Origin of the sequence: Streptomyces sp. NPDC050263, assembly GCF_040655955.1 — a bacterium.
In the GTDB taxonomy this organism is placed as follows: domain Bacteria; phylum Actinomycetota; class Actinomycetes; order Streptomycetales; family Streptomycetaceae; genus Streptomyces.
This window is the reverse complement of the sequence record NZ_JBFAKW010000008.1, coordinates 29,596-43,590: the sequence shown is the minus strand read 5'-3', so window position 1 is coordinate 43,590 and position 13,995 is coordinate 29,596. Positions and strand designations below refer to the sequence as shown.

At 71.6% G+C, this 13,995-nt stretch carries 15 protein-coding genes; 12 read left to right on the top strand and 3 right to left on the bottom strand.

The features are described 5' to 3' along the window. Positions 1-318 precede the first annotated feature (318 nt). A complete protein-coding gene (locus tag AB0J04_RS05495) occupies positions 319-1,590 on the top strand; it encodes a hypothetical protein (RefSeq protein WP_363167062.1) in 1,272 nt (423 codons plus the stop codon). On the opposite strand, the gene AB0J04_RS05490 is transcribed toward AB0J04_RS05495, so the two are convergent. Continuing rightward, complete coding sequence (locus tag AB0J04_RS05490) at positions 1,580-2,620, bottom strand: ATP-binding protein (protein WP_363167061.1); 1,041 nt, start codon at positions 2,618-2,620, stop codon at positions 1,580-1,582. The genes AB0J04_RS05495 and AB0J04_RS05490 overlap by 11 nt on opposite strands. Before the next feature lie 77 nt (positions 2,621-2,697). On the opposite strand from AB0J04_RS05490, the gene AB0J04_RS05485 reads away from it, so the two are divergent. The 4 genes from AB0J04_RS05485 to AB0J04_RS05470 all read left to right on the top strand — a co-directional run bounded on the left by AB0J04_RS05485 (position 2,698) and on the right by AB0J04_RS05470 (position 6,368). Continuing rightward, the gene (locus AB0J04_RS05485) at positions 2,698-3,522 is read left to right on the top strand and encodes an oxidoreductase (protein WP_363167060.1); all 825 of its coding nucleotides are present in this window, start codon (positions 2,698-2,700) and stop codon (positions 3,520-3,522) included. A 355-nt stretch (positions 3,523-3,877) separates the two neighbouring features. Next, the gene (locus AB0J04_RS05480; RefSeq protein ID WP_363167059.1) at positions 3,878-4,435 is read left to right on the top strand and encodes a TetR family transcriptional regulator; all 558 of its coding nucleotides are present in this window, start codon (positions 3,878-3,880) and stop codon (positions 4,433-4,435) included. Then, positions 4,432-5,325 (top strand): aldo/keto reductase, encoded by an 894-nt coding sequence (locus tag AB0J04_RS05475; RefSeq protein WP_363167058.1) that lies wholly within the window; start codon positions 4,432-4,434, stop codon positions 5,323-5,325. The genes AB0J04_RS05480 and AB0J04_RS05475 overlap by 4 nt, the downstream gene beginning before the upstream one ends. A 23-nt stretch (positions 5,326-5,348) precedes the next feature. Beyond that, positions 5,349-6,368, top strand: coding sequence for an NADPH:quinone reductase (locus AB0J04_RS05470; RefSeq protein ID WP_363167057.1), 1,020 nt, complete (start codon positions 5,349-5,351; stop codon positions 6,366-6,368). A 56-nt stretch (positions 6,369-6,424) separates the two neighbouring features. Here the strand turns inward: AB0J04_RS05470 and AB0J04_RS05465 are convergent, their stop codons facing one another. Continuing rightward, on the bottom strand, positions 6,425-6,619 hold the full coding sequence (locus tag AB0J04_RS05465; RefSeq protein WP_363167056.1) for a hypothetical protein: 195 nt from the start codon (positions 6,617-6,619) through the stop codon (positions 6,425-6,427). A gap of 247 nt (positions 6,620-6,866) precedes the next feature. On the opposite strand from AB0J04_RS05465, the gene AB0J04_RS05460 reads away from it, so the two are divergent. From AB0J04_RS05460 to AB0J04_RS05450, 3 genes are read left to right on the top strand one after another with little or no spacing between them, the layout of a single operon-like run. Beyond that, complete coding sequence (locus AB0J04_RS05460) at positions 6,867-7,313, top strand: transposase family protein (RefSeq protein ID WP_363167055.1); 447 nt, start codon at positions 6,867-6,869, stop codon at positions 7,311-7,313. Beyond that, positions 7,310-7,828: a transposase gene (locus AB0J04_RS05455; protein ID WP_363167054.1), complete on the top strand. Its 519-nt coding sequence runs from the start codon at positions 7,310-7,312 to the stop codon at positions 7,826-7,828. The genes AB0J04_RS05460 and AB0J04_RS05455 overlap by 4 nt, the downstream gene beginning before the upstream one ends. A 55-nt stretch (positions 7,829-7,883) precedes the next feature. Then, positions 7,884-8,012 carry a hypothetical protein gene (locus AB0J04_RS05450; RefSeq protein ID WP_363167053.1) on the top strand — a complete coding sequence of 43 codons (129 nt, stop codon included), beginning with the start codon at positions 7,884-7,886 and terminating at the stop codon, positions 8,010-8,012. 419 nt (positions 8,013-8,431) lie between these two features. On the opposite strand, the gene AB0J04_RS05445 is transcribed toward AB0J04_RS05450, so the two are convergent. Continuing rightward, positions 8,432-9,265, bottom strand: coding sequence for an HAD family hydrolase (locus AB0J04_RS05445; protein ID WP_363167052.1), 834 nt, complete (start codon positions 9,263-9,265; stop codon positions 8,432-8,434). Between the two features lie 592 nt (positions 9,266-9,857). Here AB0J04_RS05445 and ssd point away from each other — a divergent pair. From ssd to AB0J04_RS05425, 4 genes are all read left to right on the top strand, one after another. Continuing rightward, the gene (ssd, locus tag AB0J04_RS05440; protein ID WP_363167051.1) at positions 9,858-10,961 is read left to right on the top strand and encodes a septum site-determining protein Ssd; all 1,104 of its coding nucleotides are present in this window, start codon (positions 9,858-9,860) and stop codon (positions 10,959-10,961) included. Further along, positions 10,958-12,211, top strand: a complete 1,254-nt coding sequence (locus tag AB0J04_RS05435) for a TadA family conjugal transfer-associated ATPase (protein WP_363167050.1) — start codon at positions 10,958-10,960, stop codon at positions 12,209-12,211. Before ssd ends, AB0J04_RS05435 begins: the two co-directional genes overlap by 4 nt. Further along, positions 12,204-13,064 (top strand): type II secretion system F family protein, encoded by an 861-nt coding sequence (locus AB0J04_RS05430; protein WP_363167049.1) that lies wholly within the window; start codon positions 12,204-12,206, stop codon positions 13,062-13,064. Before AB0J04_RS05435 ends, AB0J04_RS05430 begins: the two co-directional genes overlap by 8 nt. A 93-nt stretch (positions 13,065-13,157) precedes the next feature. Further along, positions 13,158-13,952, top strand: a complete 795-nt coding sequence (locus tag AB0J04_RS05425) for a type II secretion system F family protein (protein WP_363167048.1) — start codon at positions 13,158-13,160, stop codon at positions 13,950-13,952. The last annotated feature ends 43 nt before the right edge of the window (positions 13,953-13,995 follow it).

The following is a 13,995-nucleotide window of genomic DNA, read 5'->3' as shown; positions in this document are numbered from 1 at the left end:
GGGGCAGCGCGGTCGCGGAACAGGGGTCCCCCGGCGGGGGCGGGGGCGGTCGCGGCCGTGGGTCACGGCGTGCAGCGGCGGGATGAAATCAACACTCGGTAAACAGATCGTAATGCAGAGTAAAGGTCAAGCATGGATTTATGTGGCAAATGGGGCAGTTAATCATTCTCAAGGGTGAAGTGGTCTTTTTGTCGGCTTGTCGTATTAATTCCTTCTCGGTCCCATGCGACCTTGACGGCGCCGTCGGCTCGTCCCGGCGCGTCACCAGAGAACGCCCTCGTCGGCGTTGGCCGAGAGAAGGAAGAAGGTGGGCGGAACATGGTCGCCACCCAGAGGATCGCCGTCGGCGCAGTGGCCGCCGCGGCTGTCGCTGCATCGCTGGCCGGTTGCGCGACAGGAGCCGACGGTTCCCAGGCGGGAATTTCAGGCCCGCGGAAGGCGAAGCCGGCCCCGGCGCCCAAGAGCGTGGTCCGCCTGATTGGAGACGGCTCCACCGCGTACACCGGCGCACAGCCCCACCTGCCCCGGCCCGAGCGCCTGAAGCCGGGCCGGAAGCCACCGCAGTTCGTGATCTTCTCGTGGGACGGCGCCGGCGAGGACAGCCAGAAGCTGTTCTCCCACTTCCGCAAGGTGTCCAAGGCCAACCACGCGAAGATGACGTACTTCCTCAGCGGCGTGTACATGCTGCCGAAGGAGAAGGCCGACCTGTACAAGCCGCCGCAGCACTCGCCGGGCCGCTCCGACATCGGCTTCAACGACGAGCAGGGCATCGCCGAGACCGCGAAGCAGCTGCGCCTGGCATGGCTGGAGGGCAACGAGATCGGCACCCACTTCAACGGCCACTTCTGCGGGAAGAACGGCGGCGTCGGCGAGTGGTCGGTCGAGGAGTGGAAGGACGAGATCGACCAGGCCAAGCAGTTCGTGAAGACCTGGAAGACCAACACCGGACTGAAGAAGGCGCCCCCGCTGCCCTTCGACTACGACAAGGAACTCATCGGCGCCCGGACCCCCTGCCTCGAGGGGCAGGCCAACTTCATGAAGGCCGCCCGAGATCTGGGTTTCCGCTACGACACCAGCGGCGTCAACAACCAGGTCTGGCCCGGCAAGAAGCAGGGCCTGTGGGACCTGTCGATGCAGCTCGTGCCCTTCCCCGGCCACAGTTATGAGCAGCTGACCATGGACTACAACTTCATGGTCAACCAGTCCGGCACCAAGACCCAGGGCGACCCCGCCAAGTTCGAGTTCTGGGGCGACCAGATGCGGGACGGTCTGCTCAAGGGCTTCGGCCGGGCCTATGACGGCAACCGCGCACCGCTGATCATCGGCAACCACTTCGAGTCCTGGAACGGCGGCATCTACATGCGCGCCGTCGAGGAGGTCGTCGAGACCGTCTGCAACAAGCCCGACGTGCGCTGCGTGTCCTTCCGGCAGTTGGCGGACTGGCTGGACGCCCAGGACCCGAAGACCCTGGCCAAGCTGCGCACCCTGGAGGTCGGCGGGGCCCCCAAGCAGGGCTGGGCGTCTTTCCTCTCCGGCGGCCCCGCCCCGGCCCCGAAGGGTGTGCCCGGCGCGCCGGCGGTCAGGCGGTAACGGAGGCTGTGACGCTCTCCCCGAGGGCGCCTTCTTCGAGGATGCTCTCCGCGAGGACGAAGTGGGGGTCGACCTGCGCGGCCAGGTCGGCCCCGGTGCGCTCGTCGCCCCAGGCCTTGGCGTTCAGCAGATGGAAGTGCACCATCTGCTGGGTGTAGCGCCCCCAGTCGCGCCTGTCGTACGCCGAGTCGACGGTCGTCCGCAGCAGACGCAGGGCGTGGCGGTCGGTGTCCTCCAGGAGCTCGAACCGGGGCGGTCGGCCCTTCTCCATGGCGCGCACCCAGTCCGAGTGCCCGACCGTCACCAGCAGGTCGTCCCCGACCTCGGCGCGGAGGAAGTCGACGTCGTCCTGGCCCTGCACCTTGTTGCCGACGACCTTCAGCTCGACGCCGAAGTCATGGGCGTACTCCTTGTACTGGCGATAGACGGAGACCCCCTTCCGGGTCGGCTCGGCGACGAGGAACGTGATGTCGAAACGGGTGAACATGCCGGAGGCGAAGGAGTCCGAGCCGGCCGTCATGTCGACCACGACGTACTCGTCCGGCCCGTCCACCAGGTGGTTCAGGCAGAGCTCCACCGCTCCCGTCTTGGAGTGGTAGCAGGAGACCCCCAGGTCGGCGTCCGTGAAGGGGCCCGTGACCATCAAACGGACGGCGCCGCCGTCGAGTTCCACCGGCCGGGCGCAGGCTTCGTACACCGGGTTGGTCCCGCGCACCCGCAGCAGCCGGGAGCCCTCACCGGGCGGCGTCGTCTTGATCATCGTCTCGGTGGAGGCGATGCGGGGGTTGGAACCCCGCAGGTAGTTCTTGATCAGCGGCAGCCGGTCGCCCATCGCGGGCAGTTCGGCGGCCTGCGCCTCGTCGAGGCCGAGTGCGGGTCCCAGATGCTGGTTGATGTCCGCGTCGACCGCGATCACGGGCGCGCCGTCGGCGGCGAGGTGGCGGACGAACAGGGAGGACAGGGTGGTCTTGCCGCTGCCACCCTTCCCGACGAAAGCAATTTTCATGTTCAGCAAGCGCAGTGTCGACATGTCTGTATATGACAGATGTCCGTGAAGAAGACCACTCCTTCGTGGGGCGCGGGCATCGGTTGCGTAGGGTCGTACTCATGAGTACGACAGGCGCGTCCGCCGATCCGCTTGCGGCCCTGGGCTCGTTGCCCGGTGTGGCCGAGTCCGTGGAGTCCGTGCGCAAGGCCGTGGACCGGGTCTACGGGCACCGGGTCATGCGTCGCCGCAGCACCGAGATCACCGCCGAGGCGGCCCTGCGCGGCGCCCGCGGCTCCGCGGCGCTGTCCGGGGCGGACTGGGCGCTGGAAGAGGTGCGTCGGCGCAGCGACTTCGGTGTCGACGACGAGGCGCGGATCGTGGGCGCCGCTCTGCGGCTGACCGCCGAGGCGGGCCAGTTGCTGTCCATCTGGCGCCAGTCGCCGCTGCGGGTGCTGGCGCGCCTGCACCTGGTGGCCGCGGCGAGCGACGGCGATGAGGTCGGACGTCCGCGGCAGTCCGGCGAGGCGGTCGACGAACCCCTGGTCGAGCTGCCGCTGCCGGGTGCCGACGAACTGGCCGGCCGCCTGGAGGGTCTGTCCCAGCTGATCATCGCCGGCGGGTCCGCGCCCGCTCTGGTGACGGCCGCCGTCGTCCACGGCGAGCTTCTGGCCCTGCGCCCCTTCACCTCCCACAACGGGCTGGTCGCGCGGGCCGCCCAGCGCATCGTCCTCATCGGCAGCGGCCTCGACCCCAAGTCGGTCTGCCCGGCCGAGACGGGGCACGCCGAGCTGGGCCGCGCGGCCTATCTGGCGGCCCTCGAGAGGTACGCGTCCGGTACCCCGGACGGCATGGCGGCCTGGATCGCCCATTGCGGCAAGGCCGTCGAACTGGGTGCCCGCGAGTCGACGGCGGTGTGCGAGGCGTTGCAGCGCGGGGCGGCGTAACGCCCACGCACGCGGGCGCTGTGGGGGGAGCGGGCTCAGCAGGGGCATTTCAAAGTCCCGGTGATCGCGTGAGTTCGCAGGTCGCGGCGGTGCCAGTGGTACGGGCCGGGCCGTCGCGAACGCATCGAAGCTCCGGTTGAACGGGGTGACCTTCCCAACCGGACGAGGCGTTCCTCGTCCGGTTCGTGCAGCGCTGTTCTGACTGATCTCACGCCTCCTGCACGCCCGGGCCGGGCCGCAGGTCTTTTCCGAAACGTGATCCCCGCCAACGTCCGCCTGCACGGCAAAAAGAACCGTGGTTCTGTATAGTGAGGGCCTCGCAAGCAGAACAGAGATTCTTTTTGTAGGAGTTGTGGTGCCTCGACTCACCGACGCACGCAAGGAACTCCGGCGCGCCCAGATCACCGAGGCCGCCGTACGCTGCTTCAGCCGCAACGGCCTGGAGCGGACCTCGATCGCCGACATCACGGCCGAGTCCGGCCTGTCGACGGGCTCGATCTACGCCCACTACCGCAACAAGGCCGAGCTGGTTCAGGCCTCCGCCCACGCGGTGCTCGCCAAGCGCGCGGAGGCCCTCGGCGAGTACGCCGGGAGCGACACCCCGCCCGACCCCGACGAACTGCTCGCCCGCCTGATCGCCGGCATCGACCCGGTCAAAGCCCGGGTCGGCGTGCAGACCTGGGGCGAGGCGACCAACAACCCGGCCATCCACGCCATCGTCGTCGACACGATCGACCGGATGCGCGTGATGGTGCACGACAGCGTCACCGCCTGGCTGGTCAAGGTCGAACACCTCGAGTCGGCCGAGGCCCAGGAGCGCGCCACCCCGATCGCCCACCGCGTGCAGAGCCTCTACCTGGCGCAACTGCTGTATACCGCCCTGCAGTCACCGGCCGAGGAGACCGCGCCATGACCACCCTGACCGCTCCGTTCGCAGGCCACACCGTTTTCCGGGTCGGCTACGGCGCCCTGCAACTCGAACGCCTGCACCACAGCCGCGGCGAGGCCGTCGCCCTGCTGCGCCGCGCGGTCGAGCTGGGCGTCGACCACGTGGACACCGCCCAGTTCTACGGCTTCGGGTTCGCGAACCAGGCCATCCGCGAGGCGCTGCGCCCCGAGGACGGCGTCCTTGTCGTCACAAAGGTAGGGGCCGACCCCGACCCGGGCGGGCCTCTGCCACTGCGTCTCGCGCAGCGCCCCGAACAGCTGCGCGCCAGCGTCGAGGACAACCTGCGCAGCCTGGGCGTCGACCGGCTCCCGGTGGTCAACCTCCGCCGGCTCGACTCCGGCCCCGGCCTGCGCCCCGACGGCGACCAGGTGGTCGACCTCGACGACCAGCTCGAAGTGATGACCGCCCTGCGCGACGAGGGCAAGATCGGCGCGATCGGTCTGAGCTGCGTCACCCTCGACGGCCTTCGCCGCGCCCTGCCGGCGGGCATCGCCTGCGTGCAGAACGCGTACAGCCTCGTCTCGCGCGACGACGAGGACCTGCTGCGGCTGTGCGCGGCCGAGAGCATCGCCTGGGTGCCGTTCTTCCCACTCGGCGGGTCCTTCCCGGGCCTGCCCAAGGCGACCGACGAGCCGACGGTGCACGCCGTGGCCGAATCCCTGGGCGTCACACCCTCCCAGATCGGCCTCGCCTGGCTACTGCACCGCGCTCCCAACGTGCTGCTCATCCCCGGCACCGCCAACCCCGCTCACCTCGAGGCCAACACGGCCGCCGGCGGGATCACTCTCGACGCCGCCACCCTGGCCACCCTCGACGCCATTGAGTCCCGCTCCGCCGAAGTCCCCATCGGCTGACCAGCCCCGATCAGGACGGAATCATGAAAGCCATCGTCTACCGCGACAACGGCGGCCCCGACGTTCTTCGGCTCGTCGACCGCGACCTGCCCGTGCCCGGCCCCGGCGAGGTCCGCGTCCGGGTAGCGGTGTCCGGGATCAACCCGACCGACTGGCAGGCCCGCTCCGGCCCCGCCCATACCAAGCAGTTCTCCGAGGTCACCCCGCACCTGGACGGCGCCGGCGTGATCGACGCCGTCGGTGCGGGGGTCGAGCGGAGCCGGGTCGGCCAGCGGGTCTGGCTGTTCATGGCTGCCGCCGGGCGGCCCACCGGCACCGCCGCCGAGTTCACTGTCGTGCCGGCCGAGCGGGCCGTGCCGCTGCCCGACGAGGCCGGCTTCGACGTCGGCGCCGCACTCGGCGTCCCCGCGCTGACCGCGCACCGCGCGCTCACCGTCGCCGAGGACGGCCCGCGCCGCCTGCGGCCGGGGGCGCTGGACGGCGCGGTCGTGCTCGCCGCAGGCGGGGCCGGGGCGGTCGGGCACGCCGTGATCCAGCTCGCCCGCTGGGCCGGAGCGACCGTGATCAGCACGGTCAGCGGCCCGGAGAAGGCCGGACTGGCCACCGCCGCCGGCGCCCACCACGTGGTCAACTATCGAGAGGGGGATCCGGCCGCCGAGATCCGCAGGATCGCCCCGGACGGCGTCGACATCGTCGCCGAAGTGGCGCTCGGCGCGAACATCGCACTGGACCTGGCCGTGCTGCGGGCGCGCGGCACGATCGCGACCTACGCCAACGACGGCGGCAAGCCGGTCGAACTGGACGTGCGGCACAACATGGTGCTCAACACGCGCCTCCAGTTCCTGGTGCTCTACACGGCCGGTCCGCAGGCGCGCGCCGCGGCCGCCGAGGACATCGCCGCCGCGGTCCGCGACGGCGCCCTGCCGGTCGGCGAGGAACACGGCCTGCCGCTGACCCGCTTTCCGCTCCACCGCACCGCCGACGCGCACCGCGCAGTGGAGAGCGGCACAGTCGGCAAGGTCCTGGTGGACATCACGTCCTGACGCCACAGTGCGCCCCACCTCGCCGTGACGGCAGATCCCGCCCCGGACCGGCGCTGTCAGCCGGCGGCGGCCTCGGCAGCGTGAAGTGCGTCCAGGAGCGCGGTCTGCTGCTCGGTCAGCTTCCCTTCGGTGCGGGCCTTCGCCTGCTTGCGCAGCCACGCGCCGGGCCGGAAGGACTGGTCGTCGCCCAGGCCGGTGCGGTTGACCGGGCCGGTGACGGTGCCGCCGGCGGCGGCGAGGTAGCCGAGCATCCGGCGGTAGGAGCGGTTCTAGTCGGGGTCCAGGCACCACAACGGGTCCATGGCGGTGAGCTCGGCGTCCAGGCCGCGGTCGAGCTCGTCGGCCTTGCGCTGGCAGGTGCATGGCAAAGTCTCAGTGATCGTGTGAGTCCGCAGGTCGCGGCGGTGCGAGGAGTACGGGCCGGGCCGTCACGAACGCATCGAAGCTCCGGTTGAACGGGGTGACCTTCCCAAGTCGCCTCGCACCACAGGAGCTTCGATGTGTCGCCAGTCTGCCACCGTCTGCCTGATCAAGTCGCCCGCTGTGGAAGGCGTGGCGGGATTGTCGCCGGTGGAGCGGTTGCGGGTGCTGCCGGATCCGCGTCGGCGTCGAGGGGTGCGTCACCCGTTCGTGGCGGTGCTGCTGGTTGCCGCCTCGGCGGTGGTCGCCGGCGCGCGCTCGTATGCGGCCATCGGCCAGTGGTCCGCGAACGCTCCGCAGCACACTCTGTCCCGCCTGGGCGCTCGGGTAGTGAGGGTGTTGAGGGTGCGCGTGGCTCCGAGTGCCGCCACGATCCGGCGGGTTATCGGCCTGGTCTGCCCCGGCGGCCTGGCCGACCTGACCGGCGCCGATCCAGCGGGATCGGACTCGGTGGCCGTCGACGGCAAGGCCGCCCGCGGCTCCCGGCACAACAACCGCCCGCCGCCCACCTGCTGGCCGCGATGACCGGCGACGGCCGTACCGTCACCCAGCTACGGGTCCCCGACAAGACCAACGAAATCACCTGCTTCGCCGTGCTACTGGCGCCCTTCGACCTGACCGGGGTTACCGTCACCGCCGACGCCCTGCACACCCAGCGCGCCCACGCGCGCTTCCTGGTCGAGGAGAAGAAGGCCCATTACCTGCTGGTGGTCAAGGCCAACCAGCCCGAACTCCACCGCCGGCTACGGTCGCTGCCGTGGAAGGACGTCACCGCACGCCGCCACGACCGTGAGATCGGCCACGGCCGCCGGGAGATCAGGGTGACCAGGGCCCTCACCGTGACCGATCTCGGCCTGGACTTCCCCTACGCTGACCAGGCTGTACGCATCCTGCGCCACCGCACTCACGACCGGTACCGTCAGCCGCCGGACCGTCTACGCGATCACGGACCTGACCTCGCATCAGGCATCGCCCCAGCGCCTGGGCCGACTGGCCAGGTCGCAGTGGACCATCGAGAACCGGCTCCACTTCGTCCGTGACACCGCCTTCGCCGAGGATGCCTCGAAGATCCACACCGGTCACGGTCCCGAGAACATGTCGACCCTGCGCAACCTGGCGATCAACGCGCTCCGCGGCGCCGGACACCGCAACATCGCGGCCGGCATCCGGCACGCCTCCTACGAGCCCTTCACTCGCCCGCTCGACCTGTTGGGCATCGCCTGACCAGCGCGACCACAAGAGCACAGGACTTTGCAACGCCCCTGGCGGGCTCAGTGAGGGCCCGGACATGAAAAAGGCCCCCGCGCGGGGGCCCTGCAAAGGGTTGCGGCGGTACGAGTTCTCGTACCGCCGCTGGCATGTTCACCCGGTTACCAAGCGTCCTCGATATATTGCCCATCAGGCCGGGAACTTCGCCCGTCACCTGGTGCGGCTGGCCCGTAATCGACGGGTCGACGTCGCGTGGGTGCCCAGTGTTCATGCGCGGTCCGTGGGGCCAAATGCGTTATTAAGGTGATCCTCTCGGATGTCCTTGGTCTCGCGGGCCGTTAAGTCCTTTGTACTCCAGGTCAGCAGCAAGCGGAAGTCCTGGCATCAGTTCTTTGCTTTTGGTCCCAAATGGGTTTGAAAAGGGCGGTGGTCGCTCAGGCGGTCGCCGCGCGGCGGCGACTCGCGTACCAGACGAGGCCCGCGGTGGCCGCCGCCGCTCCTATGGCCGCGGCCGCGACGAGCGCCGGGCGGGGCGGTACGGAGAACGTGGGAATCCGCTGCTTCAGACGCACCGGGCGGTGGAAGTCGAGAATCGGCCACCCGCGCGCGACGGCCTCGCGGCGCAGCGCCCGGTCCGGGTTCACCGCGTGCGGATGCCCCACCGCCTGGAGCATCGGCAGGTCGGTCGCGGAGTCGCTGTAGGCGTAGCAGCGCGAGAGGTCGTACCCCTCGGACTCGGCCAGTTCCTTGATCGCCTCCGCCTTCGTCGGGCCGTAGGCGTAGTACTCCACCTCGCCGGTGAAGCAGCCGTCCTCGCCCACGACCATGCGCGTGGCGACCACGCGGTCCGCGCCGAGCAGCTCACCGATCGGCTCGACGACCTCGGCGCCCGACGTGGACACGATGACGACGTCCCGGCCGGCGGTGTGGTGCTCCTCGATCAGGGAGGCCGCCTCGTCGTAGATCAGCGGGTCGATCAGGTCGTGCAGGGTCTCCGCCACGATCTCCTTCACCTGTTGGACGTTCCAGCCGCGCACGAGGGCGGACAGGTACTCGCGGGTCCGCTCCATCTGGTCGTGGTCCATACCGCCGACGAGGAAGACGAACTGGGCATACGCGGTCCGCAAGGCCGCCCTGCGGTTGATCAGCCCGCCTTGGTAGAAGGACTTGCTGAAGGTGAGCGTGCTCGACTTCGCAATGACCGTCTTGTCCAGGTCAAAGAAGGCCGCTGTGCGGGGCAAGGAGTGGTTTTCCACAACCAAGAGCATAGGGGCAGCCCATTCGGCGTAAGGTGGGCGCGTGGGTTTGCCTGAGGGGGCTCTCGGGTACACCATGGAAGTCACGGATCGTTCGCGACCGTGCTAACGCGGTCCGGCTCCTCCCCCCCCCGAGTCGGCCGTGGAGACGACCCCCGCTCTCCCCCCCGGCGGGGGTCGTCGCATGTCCGGGTGGGTTTTTCTGTTCTGTACGCGGCAGTGACGCCGCATCGAGGCGGCTGCGGCCGCCTCTTTCGCATGTCCGCCCCCTGTCACCGTCCGTAGTCGACGTGTAGCCGTCGGACTGCTCTGCGGAAGTCGCACACGGGTGGTGCGGCGGTCACCGGTATGGGTGACGGCGATATTCACAACCACCCACTCGTCCACAGTTTTCCACCAAGATCCACACGATTTCCGGGTTCGCCGCACCGTGATTCCAACGCGTCCGCTCGGGCCGACTTCACATGACCGGTTCCGTTTGCCGGGCGTCCACGGCCGGTTTCCGTCGGCCGTTCATATGGGAGCCGGATGCCGGTTCTTCACACGTTTGGGAATCGCGAGGCCGCAGAGACTGTGCGACCCGCGGCGAAGGGGGATGGACATCATGACCGGAGCAGTCACGCACGACCCGCCGCCCACCACCCGAGGGCGGCCGGGAAAACCACTGATCGTCACGGAGGACGCGGCACTCCTCGACGACCTGCTGCGCCTGTGCGCCGCCGCCGGGGCCACCCCGGAGGTGCATCACTCGGTCCCGGAGCGCCGGGGCAGCTGGGAGTCCGCGCCACTCGTCCTGGTCGGTGACGACGCGGCACGCCGGGTGCGCGGGGCCGCCCGCCGCCGCGGAGTGGTCCTCGTCGGACGAGACCAGGACGACTCCGGGGTGTGGCAGCGAGCCGTGGAGATCGGCGCCGACCATGTCCTGATGCTGCCGGACGGCGAACAGTGGCTGGTCGACCGCATCGCCGACGTCGCGGAAGGCGTCGGACGGCCCGCACTCACCGTCGGCGTGATCGGCGGCCGGGGCGGTGCCGGAGCGTCCACGCTCGCGTGCGCCCTCGCCGTCACCTCCGCGCGCGAAGGACTGCGCACCCTCCTCGTGGACGCCGATCCACTGGGCGGCGGCCTCGACGTCCTCCTCGGCGGCGAGAGCACGGAGGGCCTGCGCTGGCCCGCGTTCGCCGCCTCGCGCGGCCGGGTCGGCGGCGGCGCCCTGGAGGAGTCGCTGCCCAGACTGCACGCGCTGCGGGTGCTGAGCTGGGACCGGGGCGACTGCGTCGCCATCGCGCCCCAGGCCGTACGCGCGGTGCTCGCGGCGGCCCGGCGCCGAGGCGGCACGGTCGTCGTCGACCTTCCGCGCCGCATCGACGACGGAGTCGCCGAGATCCTCGCCCAACTCGACCTCGGGCTCCTCGTGGTCCCCGCCGAACTGCGTGCCGTCGCGGCGGGCGGCCGCGTGGCCTCCGCCGTCGGCATGGTGCTGCGCGACCTGCGCGTGGCGGTACGCGGCCCCTACGCGCCCGGCCTCGACGACAGCGAGGTGGCCAGGCTGCTCGGGCTGCCACTGGCCGGCGAGGTGCCCGTCGAGTCGGGGCTGCTGCGCCCGGACGGCGGCAAGGCACCGCCGGGCGCGACCGCGCGCGGGCCCCTCGCCCGCTTCTGCAAGGGGTTCTGGGAGCGCGCGTTGACCGAGGCGGGTGGCTCATGAGCACGCCGCCCGGGCTCGAACGGGCGCGAGGGAGCGGGGCGTTGCTCGACGGCGTACGACAGTGGCTCGCCGACAGCGGGGCCGAACCGACGCCCGCGCGCGTGGCGCAGGCCCTGCGCGAACAGGGGCGGGTCCTCGGGGACGCGGAGGTCCTCGGCGCTGCCGAGCACCTCCGGTCCGAGCTGATCGGCAGCGGCCCCCTGGAGCCCCTGCTCACCGACCCGTGGGTGACCGACGTGCTGGTGTCGGCGCCGGACCGGGTCTGGGTCGACCGGGGCGGCGGCCTGGAGCTGACCGACGTCTCCTTTCCGGACCCGGCGGCGGTACGGCGGCTCGCCCAGCGCCTGGCCGCGGTGGCCGGACGACGCCTGGACGACGCCCGGCCCTGGGTCGATGCCCGGCTGCCCGACGGAACGCGACTGCACGCGGTGCTGCCCCCGGTCGCCGTCGGCTGCACCTGCCTGTCGCTGCGCGTCGTACGGCCCCGCGCGTTCACGCTCGACGAACTGGTGGCCGCGGGCACGGTTCCGCCGGGCGGCGACCGGGTGCTGCGGGCCCTGCTGGAGGCGCGACTGTCCTTCCTGGTCAGCGGCGGTACCGGCACGGGCAAGACGACTCTGCTGAGCGCACTGCTGGGCCTGGTCGGGCCGGGGGAACGGGTCGTGCTCGCGGAGGACTCGGCGGAGCTGCGACCGGATCACCCGCACGTGGTGCGGCTGGAGACCAGACCCGCCAACCAGGAGGGTGCGGGGCTCGTGACGCTCGAGGACCTGGTGCGACAGGCCCTGCGGATGCGGCCGGACCGACTCGTCGTGGGCGAGGTGCGAGGGCGGGAGGTCGTCGACCTGCTGGCCGCCCTCAACACGGGCCACGAGGGCGGCTGCGGCACGGTCCACGCCAACGCCGCATCCGACGTCCCTGCCCGGCTGGAGGCGCTCGGCACGGCGGCCGGCCTCGACCGGGCCGCGCTGCACAGCCAGTTGGCGGCAGCCCTGTCGGTCGTCCTGCACCTCGTACGCGACCCGGCCGGGCGGCGGCGGATCGCCGAGGTCCACGTGCTGGAGCGGGACCCGACCGGGCTGGTGCGGACCGTGCCGGCGCTGCGCTGGCGGGCGGACGCGTTCGCCCACGAACGGGGATGGGAGCGGCTGCGGGAGCTGCTGCGCGGCGATGGGTCCGAAGGAACCGAAGGAACCGAAGGAACCGAAGGGGACAGCGGGGACGAAAGGGTGGGTGGGTGTCATGGCTGAGGTGCCGATGGCTGCGGCCGTGGCCTGTGCCGGGGCGGCGGCCTGGCTGCTGGGCGGACCGTACTCAGGCGCCAGGCGGGCGCAGTTGCTGCTCGCCGGGGGCGGGGTCGTCGACTGCGGGCCCCCGCCGTTGTGGCAGCTGGCCGAGGAGGCACGGAAGCTCCGGGCACGGTGGAAGCCCGAGTGGTGGGTGCCGGTCGCCGGGCTGGTCCTGGCGCTGCTGGGCGGCTCGGTGCTGCCGGTCGTCGCGGGGGCGGCCGGGGTGCCCCTGCTGCGCAAGGCGCGGCGGGCCGCCGACGCCAGGCGGACGGGGGAGCGCAGGGGGGACGCGGTGATCGCGCTCTGCGCGGCCCTCGCCGGGGAGGTGCTCTCCGGTCGGCAGCCCGGGGAGGCGTTGCAGCGGGCCGCGCGGGACTCCGGAGGGCTCGGCGAGGCACAGCCCGCGGTGTTGGCGGCGGCGCGGTTCGGCGGGGACGTGCCCAAGGCTCTCGCGATCGCCGCACGGCAGCCGGGGGCCGACGGTCTGCTGGGACTCGCGGCGTGTTGGCGGGTCGCCGTGGACCAGGGCGCGGGTCTCGCGGCCGGACTCGACCGCCTCGAAGAGGCGTTGCGTGCGGAACGGGACCAACGGGCCGATCTGCGAGCCCAGTTGGCGGGCCCTCGCGCCACGGTGGTGATGCTCGCCGGCCTGCCGTGCCTCGGCCTCCTGCTGGGCGCGGGGCTCGGCGCCGACCCGCTGCACGTCCTGCTGCACACCGGAGCGGGGCTGGGCTGTCTGCTCGTCGGCGGCGTGCTGGAGGGCGTGGGGATGTGGTGGGCCCTGCGGATCGTGCGCGACGCGGAGACGACGTGAAGGGGGTGACACCGACAGCGAACGGCGACAGGGCGGATGACGTGGACGGCGTGGCGGCGGCGCGGAGGGGTGGGTGACATGGACGGAGGCGGCATGAGTGAGGAAGTTGTCCACAGGCTGGGGGCGACCGTGGGGATCCTGGTGATCCTCTGGTGGCTGATGCGGTCGCTGGAGACCGCGCGACGCAAACGCAGGGCACGACGGCGTCTGGCCGAACTGCTGACCACGAGGACGGAGCCGGACGTCCGGCGCTCCGGTGCGCGGGATGCCGTACGGCGGTGGCTTCCCGAGGTGTTGGTGGCGGGCGCCGGATGGGTGGTGGTCGGTGGCGTCACCGGTCTCGTACTGGGGCTGGTCGGGGCGGTGGGACTGGGGCGGTGGCGACGTCGGCAGCGTGCGGGTGCGGGTGCGGGTGCGCTGAGCGAGGCCGACGCCAGGCTCGCCGCACGGCAACTCCCACTGGCCGCCGACCTGCTGGCCGCGTGCATCGCGGCCGGCGCCGGACCGGTGATCGCGGCGCAGGCCGTGGGCGAGGCGCTCGGGGGTCCCGTCGGAGAAGGGCTGGCGCGTGGTGCCGCCGAGGTGCGCCTGGGTGGCGAACCGGAAACCGCGTGGCGGAGGTTGGCGTCGATGCCGGGTGCGGCTGCCCTGGCCCGGTTGTTGGAGCGGGCCGACGTCTCGGGGCTGCCGGCGGCCGGACCGGTCGCCCGGCTCGCCGCCGACACCCGTGCCCAGTGGACGCGTGCCGCGACCGCTCGGGCTCGGCGGGCGGCCGTCATGGTCACCGCGCCGGTGGGGCTGTGCTTCCTGCCCGCTTTCATCGCGGTCGGCGTGCTGCCGATCGTCATCGGGCTCGCGGGCGGGGTGCTGGGAGGGGGTGGGCGATGAGGAAGCGATGAGCGCGCCCGCCCTGGGAGCGGGGGCGGGAGCA

What these genes read in the sequence shown, in the direction of transcription:
- AB0J04_RS05430 (WP_363167049.1), top strand. Translation starts at nt 12,204, where the DNA reads ATGGCTGAGGTGCCGATGGCTGCGGCCGTGGCCTGTGCCGGGGCGGCG.
- AB0J04_RS05465 (WP_363167056.1), bottom strand. Translation starts at nt 6,619, where the DNA reads ATGCTCGGCTACCTCGCCGCCGCCGGCGGCACCGTCACCGGCCCGGTC.
- AB0J04_RS05470 (WP_363167057.1), top strand. Translation starts at nt 5,349, where the DNA reads ATGAAAGCCATCGTCTACCGCGACAACGGCGGCCCCGACGTTCTTCGG.
- AB0J04_RS05425 (WP_363167048.1), top strand. Translation starts at nt 13,158, where the DNA reads ATGAGTGAGGAAGTTGTCCACAGGCTGGGGGCGACCGTGGGGATCCTG.
- AB0J04_RS05450 (WP_363167053.1), top strand. Translation starts at nt 7,884, where the DNA reads ATGTCGACCCTGCGCAACCTGGCGATCAACGCGCTCCGCGGCGCCGGA.
- AB0J04_RS05475 (WP_363167058.1), top strand. Translation starts at nt 4,432, where the DNA reads ATGACCACCCTGACCGCTCCGTTCGCAGGCCACACCGTTTTCCGGGTC.
- AB0J04_RS05460 (WP_363167055.1), top strand. Translation starts at nt 6,867, where the DNA reads ATGTGTCGCCAGTCTGCCACCGTCTGCCTGATCAAGTCGCCCGCTGTG.
- AB0J04_RS05485 (WP_363167060.1), top strand. Translation starts at nt 2,698, where the DNA reads ATGAGTACGACAGGCGCGTCCGCCGATCCGCTTGCGGCCCTGGGCTCG.
- AB0J04_RS05455 (WP_363167054.1), top strand. Translation starts at nt 7,310, where the DNA reads ATGACCGGCGACGGCCGTACCGTCACCCAGCTACGGGTCCCCGACAAG.
- AB0J04_RS05435 (WP_363167050.1), top strand. Translation starts at nt 10,958, where the DNA reads ATGAGCACGCCGCCCGGGCTCGAACGGGCGCGAGGGAGCGGGGCGTTG.
- AB0J04_RS05490 (WP_363167061.1), bottom strand. Translation starts at nt 2,620, where the DNA reads ATGTCGACACTGCGCTTGCTGAACATGAAAATTGCTTTCGTCGGGAAG.
- AB0J04_RS05445 (WP_363167052.1), bottom strand. Translation starts at nt 9,265, where the DNA reads ATGCTCTTGGTTGTGGAAAACCACTCCTTGCCCCGCACAGCGGCCTTC.
- ssd (WP_363167051.1), top strand. Translation starts at nt 9,858, where the DNA reads ATGACCGGAGCAGTCACGCACGACCCGCCGCCCACCACCCGAGGGCGG.
- AB0J04_RS05495 (WP_363167062.1), top strand. Translation starts at nt 319, where the DNA reads ATGGTCGCCACCCAGAGGATCGCCGTCGGCGCAGTGGCCGCCGCGGCT.